The organism is Dietzia timorensis (assembly GCF_020742175.1).
Taxonomy (GTDB): domain Bacteria; phylum Actinomycetota; class Actinomycetes; order Mycobacteriales; family Mycobacteriaceae; genus Dietzia; species Dietzia timorensis_A.
In genome coordinates this window covers 1-5,691 of sequence record NZ_DYXM01000238.1, presented here as the reverse complement: position 1 = coordinate 5,691, position 5,691 = coordinate 1, and the positions used below count along the sequence as shown (strand labels likewise).

General features: G+C 68.1%; 3 protein-coding genes and 1 pseudogene. 3 read left to right on the top strand and 1 reads right to left on the bottom strand.

What is annotated here, in order from left to right:
• The coding region (locus K8V11_RS12400; RefSeq protein ID WP_303914773.1) for an FAD-dependent oxidoreductase at positions 1–1,170 on the top strand (1,170 nt) is incomplete at its 5' end.
• 14 nt (positions 1,171–1,184) lie between these two features.
• Here K8V11_RS12400 and helR read toward each other — a convergent pair.
• Positions 1,185–3,341 carry an RNA polymerase recycling motor ATPase HelR gene (gene helR / locus K8V11_RS12395; protein WP_303914769.1) on the bottom strand — a complete coding sequence of 719 codons (2,157 nt, stop codon included), beginning with the start codon at positions 3,339–3,341 and terminating at the stop codon, positions 1,185–1,187.
• 220 nt (positions 3,342–3,561) lie between these two features.
• Between helR and K8V11_RS12390 the strand changes: the two genes are divergently transcribed.
• Together K8V11_RS12390 and K8V11_RS12385 are read left to right on the top strand one after the other, a co-directional pair.
• Complete coding sequence (locus K8V11_RS12390; protein WP_303914766.1) at positions 3,562–5,295, top strand: dihydroxyacetone kinase family protein; 1,734 nt, start codon at positions 3,562–3,564, stop codon at positions 5,293–5,295.
• Between the two features lie 85 nt (positions 5,296–5,380).
• Positions 5,381–5,691, top strand: a pseudogene (locus K8V11_RS12385) (hypothetical protein); the annotation flags it as partial.

Here is a 5,691-nt window from a genome sequence, read left to right as displayed (position 1 = left end):
GGGTTGTGCGAGCTCAATTACACGCCCGAACTCCCTACCGGCGAGATCGACACCCGCAAGGCCGAGACGATGAACCGTCAGTTTGCCGACAACCTCGCCGCCTGGAAACACTGGTCAAAAGAAGGCATTCTCGGGTCGCTGGACAGCTTCCTCACCCCGGTCCCGCACATGTCTTTCGTGATCGGAGAACAAGACTCGACCTTCCTCCGCAAACGCCACGCAGCGCTTCGCGGTCTTCCCGGCTTCGAAGATCTCGAGTTCAGCACCGACCGCGACCGCATTGCCGAATGGGCCCCGCTCCTCACCGAGGGCCGCGCCGCCGGCCCAATCGCGGCCACATGGCATCCCGGCGGCTACGACGTGGACTTCGGCACACTTACCCGCCAGCTGTTCGACTCAGCCAAGCGGCGCGGGGCCACCATCCTCACCGGAACGGAAGTCACACGTCTGACGTCGGACGCAGCACAGTCGTGGCGAGCGACCCTTCGCTCCTCGCAGGACGGGGAGGCGGTCGGCACGATCCGCGCTCGGCGGATCTTCGTCGGCGCCGGGGGCTGGACCTTGCCGCTTCTCCAGTCGGCGGGCCTGCCCCAGGTTCGCGGCTACGGGCTCCTGCCCGTGAGCGGTAAGTTCCTGTACTCGTCGGAGGATTCCGTCGTCACCAAGCATCACGCGAAGGTATATGGAAAGGCGCCGGTCGGAGCGCCGCCGATGTCCATGCCGCACCTGGATGCGCGCGTCATCGAAGGCGCGCCTGCCGTGTTGTTCGGACCCTTCGCAGGAACGAGCCCACGCTTTCTCCTGCACGGCCATTGGTGGGACGCCGCGCGCTCGTTGCGCCCCCACAATCTCACGACTCTGGCGTCGATGGCAGCGCATAACGTCCCGCTCGTCTCACTGCTTGCCAAAGAGGCTTTCGCCAGCTCAAAGGCCAAGCAAGACCATCTGAGGGAATTTGCTCCGACCGCAGACATCGATGGGTGGACGATGCGCACCGCGGGCCAGCGCGCCCAGATCGTCAAGCCCGGCACCGCGCAACGAGGCGAGCTCCAATTCGGCACGGAAGTAGTCCGCTCATCAGACGGATCCCTCGTCGGCGTGCTCGGCGCCTCACCCGGAGCCTCCACCGCTGTCTCGATCGTGGAAGACATTCTCACGGCCGGCTTCTAACGCGCTCGTTCGAGCTAGTCGAGAATCACCAACTGCTGGGTCGAACGCGTCATCGCGACATATCGGTCCACAGCGCCCGCGACGCCTTCACCGAACTCCCCCGGCCGCACGAGTACAACGAGGTCGAACTCGAGCCCCTTCGCGCTGACCGGATCGAGCACGCTCACGCGCGGCGTGTCCGCGGCGAACGACGTCTCGACATCTGTCGCACCGATGACACAGGCCACCCCCTCGTCGTTCTCTCGGAGCCAATCCGCAAGAATCTCCCTCCCCTCTGCGACGGAGCCACGGCGCACCGGGATACCGCTCGAGCGCACCGACTCGGGCACGTTCGCATCGGGCAGGGTCGCGCGGATCACCGGCGCCGCCTCGTTCATCACCTCTGACGGCGTGCGGTAGTTGAACTTCAGCGACGCCGTGCGCGCGTCACGCAGCCCCACGCGGTCGAGCCGTTCCGCCCAGGTCTCGGCGAAACCTGCCCTGGCCTGCGCGCGGTCGCCGACCACCGTGAAGCTCCGCGAGGGGCATCGCTGCAGCAGCACCTGCCACTCTGCGTCCGAAAGCTCTTGCGCCTCGTCGACGATCACGTGCGAGAACGGCCCATCCATCCGGTTGCGGCGCTCGACCGGAAGCGCGGCCTGGTCGACGAGCGCATCGCGCAGATCGCCGTGGCGCAGCGATTTCATCAACCCCAGCTCCGAATCGTCGGCATCCATCAACTCGTCGACGACCTTCTCCATCTCGGCTCGCTGTGCCCTGTCGGCGGCTTCGCGCTCGCGACGTCGACGCTCGGCGCCCGGGTCCCCGACCCGCGCACGTGCGGCATCGAGGAGCGGAAGATCTTCACGCGTCCACTCCCGCGGATTCTCCCTCTGCAGCAGCGCCACCTCCTCCCGAGAAAGCCACGGTGCACACAACCTCAGGTACGCGGGCACCGAGAACATGTCCTCCACTACGTTTGTCGGGTCCAGGCTCGGCCAGGCGTGGTTGAAGATCCGGCGCAGGTCCTCCGAGCGCGCATACTCGGCCGACACGAGCTCGAACTCTCGTCCGGCGTCATTCCCCTTTTTCGCCAGGCGTTCGACGAGTGCGTCCCACACCTGCGAGCGGGCCTCGTTGTGCGGGGCTCCGATGTCATAGGAGTCGAAGGCATCTGCCCAATCGCGGGCCGTGACCCGCACATCGCCGCCCGCCGATTCGAGGGTGAGCTTCTCCGTCGGCGCCTCCTCGTAGAAGCGCACACCGCGATCGATCGCCTCGCGCCAGCGCGCCGAGGACTTTATCTGCGCCACCCGCGGATCGGCCTCGGGCTGCGCGTGCTCGCCCTCGGGCACGAGGTCCGAAAGAGTGCACGTGAGCACACCCTCCTCGCCGAGGCTCGGCAGCACATCGGCGACATATGCGAGGTAGGGCCGGTGCGGTCCGACGATGAGTACGCCGCCGCGCGAGGCCTCTACCTGCGGGTCTGCGTAAAGCAGGTACGCGGCACGGTGCAGCGCGACGACGGTCTTACCCGTGCCCGGTCCGCCATCGACGACGAGCGGACCCCGTGAGGACGCGCGGATGATCTCGTCCTGGTCCGCCTGGATCGTGCCGAGCACGTCGCGCATTTTCTCCGTGCGCGAGGCGCCCAAAGAGGCGATGAGCGCCGAGTCCTCGTCGAGCGCCGCATCGCCACTCTCGCCGGCCCCCGGGTCGCCGAACACCTCGTCCCAGTAGTCGACGACGCGGCCGCGGTTCCAGCGGTAACGGCGCCGCGCCGCCACCCCCATCGGCTGTGCACGCGTGGCCGCGAAAAACGGTTCCGCGGCGGGTGCGCGCCAGTCGACGAGCAGCGGCGACCCGTCGGCGTCCGTGAGCCCGATACGCCCGATATACACCGGTTCCTCCCCCGCCTCGCCGACAATCCGGCCGAGGCACAGGTCGAGCGCGAACCGCCGGAGCATGCGGAGCTCCGCCGTCATCGAGTGGACTTCCAGGTCCCGTTCGAGTGCAGCTTGCCCACCTCTGACGCCGGACGCGCGCAATTCGTCCAGCCGCTCCGAGACTTCGGCGATGCGGCGGGACAGACGGTCGGCGAGGCGGGCGAAATGGGCGTCATCGGCCGCGATGAGGTCAGGTGCGGCCTTCGCGGATTTGGATTCGGGCAGGGCGAAATATGTGTGCGGCATGGGGGCGGCTCCCTCGAGATAGCAGACGGGGTGCGGGCGAGAGAAGCTATTGTGGCGCAGGTGTAGGCCCTTGCGGCAAGCCCCTGTGCGGGCCATACTATTAAATGGGAACAGGGACGACGCGCGAAGCGGACGTCCCTTTCGTTATTTCGCGCGTGCCTGTTTCTGCCGAGCTGCAGTTCGTCTCCGCGCGGTGGCGCACACGATTATCCTCGGCGCCATGGCCGATTCCCCGCGTAATGAAACGATCCGCAGCTTCCGCAATTCGCCGGACGACTTCCTCGCCGAGGCGCTCGGTGGGTTCGTCGCCGCCCACCCCGACGCCAAGTGGCACGAGGCCGGATTCATCGGCCGGTCCTCGGCTGTAGTCACCGATTCCGGCTCCCCCGCCGTCGCCGTGATCTCCGGCGGAGGTTCCGGGCACGAGCCGATGCACGCCGGATTCATCGGCGCCGGGATGCTCGCCGCCGCGTGCCCGGGCCACATGTTCACCTCCCCTAATGCGGTGCAGGTCACCGAGGCCACACGCTGGGCGGACCAGGGCGCCGGCGTGCTGCATGTCGTGAAGAATTACACCGGCGACGTGATGAACTTCCAGGTGGCCCGCCAGTCCCTGCCCGACGTGAACACGCGGTCCGTCGTGGTCGCCGACGACGTCGCCACCGAGGGCGAGCCCGGCTCGGACGGGCCGGGGCGGCGCGGCACCGGCGCGACCATTCTCGTGGAGAAGATCGCCGGCGCCGCGGCCGCGCGGGGCGATTCGCTCGACGCCGTTGCCGACATCGCTACATCTGTAGCGGAGAACTCGCGCAGTATGGCGGCCGCGCTCGCGCCGGGGCACCTGCCCACCAGCGGACGGGACACCTTCGATCTGCCCGAAGGCGAGATGGAGGTCGGAGTCGGCATCCACGGCGAGCGCGGTGTTTCACGGGAAACGCTCACCGACGCGAGCACGCTCTGCGCGAAGCTACGCGACGGCGTCGCCGACTCGCTCGACCTTTCTACCGGCGACGACGTCGTGTGCCTGGTCAATGGGCTCGGCGGGACCACGAACCTCGAGTTGCACCTCGTGTTCGGGCAGGTGCTTCGCGCTCTCGGCGAGCGCGGGATCCGCGTTCGGCGATCGATGGTCGGCAGCTACGTCACGTCGGTCAACATGGCCGGGGTTTCGCTCACGCTGACGCGCGCCACCGACGACATCGTCTCGCTTCTCGACGCTCCCACCGACGCCCCCGCGTGGCCGCGCGTGCTCGGCGGCGAAGCCGAGTTCGCCCCCGCCCGCATCGAGTTCGAGGAGGACCTTCCCGCGGCACACGACCATGAGGGCGGTTCGGAGAACGCGTGGCTCAGCGATTTCGTCGGGCGCGTGCAGGGCGCGGTCGACGATCTCACCGAGCTGGACCGGCTCGCCGGCGACGGCGATTTCGGCGCCAACATGCACGCCGCACTCGGAGACATCGAGTTGCCGCTGCACGGCAGCGATTCGGCCGTGCTCGGCGCGCTGTCCCACCGGATGCTCGTCCGCGCGGGCGGCACCTCCGGCGCCGTGTTCGGCACCCTGTTCCGAGAACTCGGGAAGGCCTCGCAGTCCCTTACCGATGCGGTGGGCTCCGGGCTCAGCGCGACCGCCTTCGCGACGGGCCTCGAGAACGCGGTCTCCGCCGTCATGACGCTGGGTGGCGCCGAGGAGGGCGACAACACGCTGGTCGATGCGCTGGCGCCGGCCGCACGAGCTGCCAGGGAGGCCGCGTCCGCGGACCACGGTTTCGACGATGTTCTGACGGCGAGCTACGACGCCGCCCGGGACGGCGCGCTCGCGACGCGCGAATTGGTGGCGAAGAAGGGGCGCGCGTCCTATCTCGGGGACGCGGCGAAGGGCGTGCCCGATCCCGGAGCGATCGTCGTGGCGTGGCTTTTCGGCGGGAGCGGCAACACGGCCGATTTCACCGGGTAACGAAGTCAACCCCGGCTATTCCGAGTGCATGAAATTATTTCGGAATTGCCGGGAACAACGAGTCCTGTCGTGGACTCTTATGACCATGACTGACAACACACAGGGTTCATCGCCGCAGGGTCCGACGCCGCAAGGCCCCAATCCGCAAGGACCGCAGGGTCCGCAGCAGGGGCAAACGCCTTCCGGCGGCCAGTTTCCGAATCAGCAGGGACCGAACGGACTTCAGGGCGGGCAGGGTCCGCAGCACGGCGGCCCGCAGGGGCCCGGCCAGTACCCCTACGGCGGGCCGCAGGGACCACAGGGGTTCGGGCCAGGTGGGCCCGGCGGACCCTATGGCCCGGGCGGTCCTGGTGGACCCTATGGCCCGGGCGGACAGCCGCCGAAGAAAAAGAACAA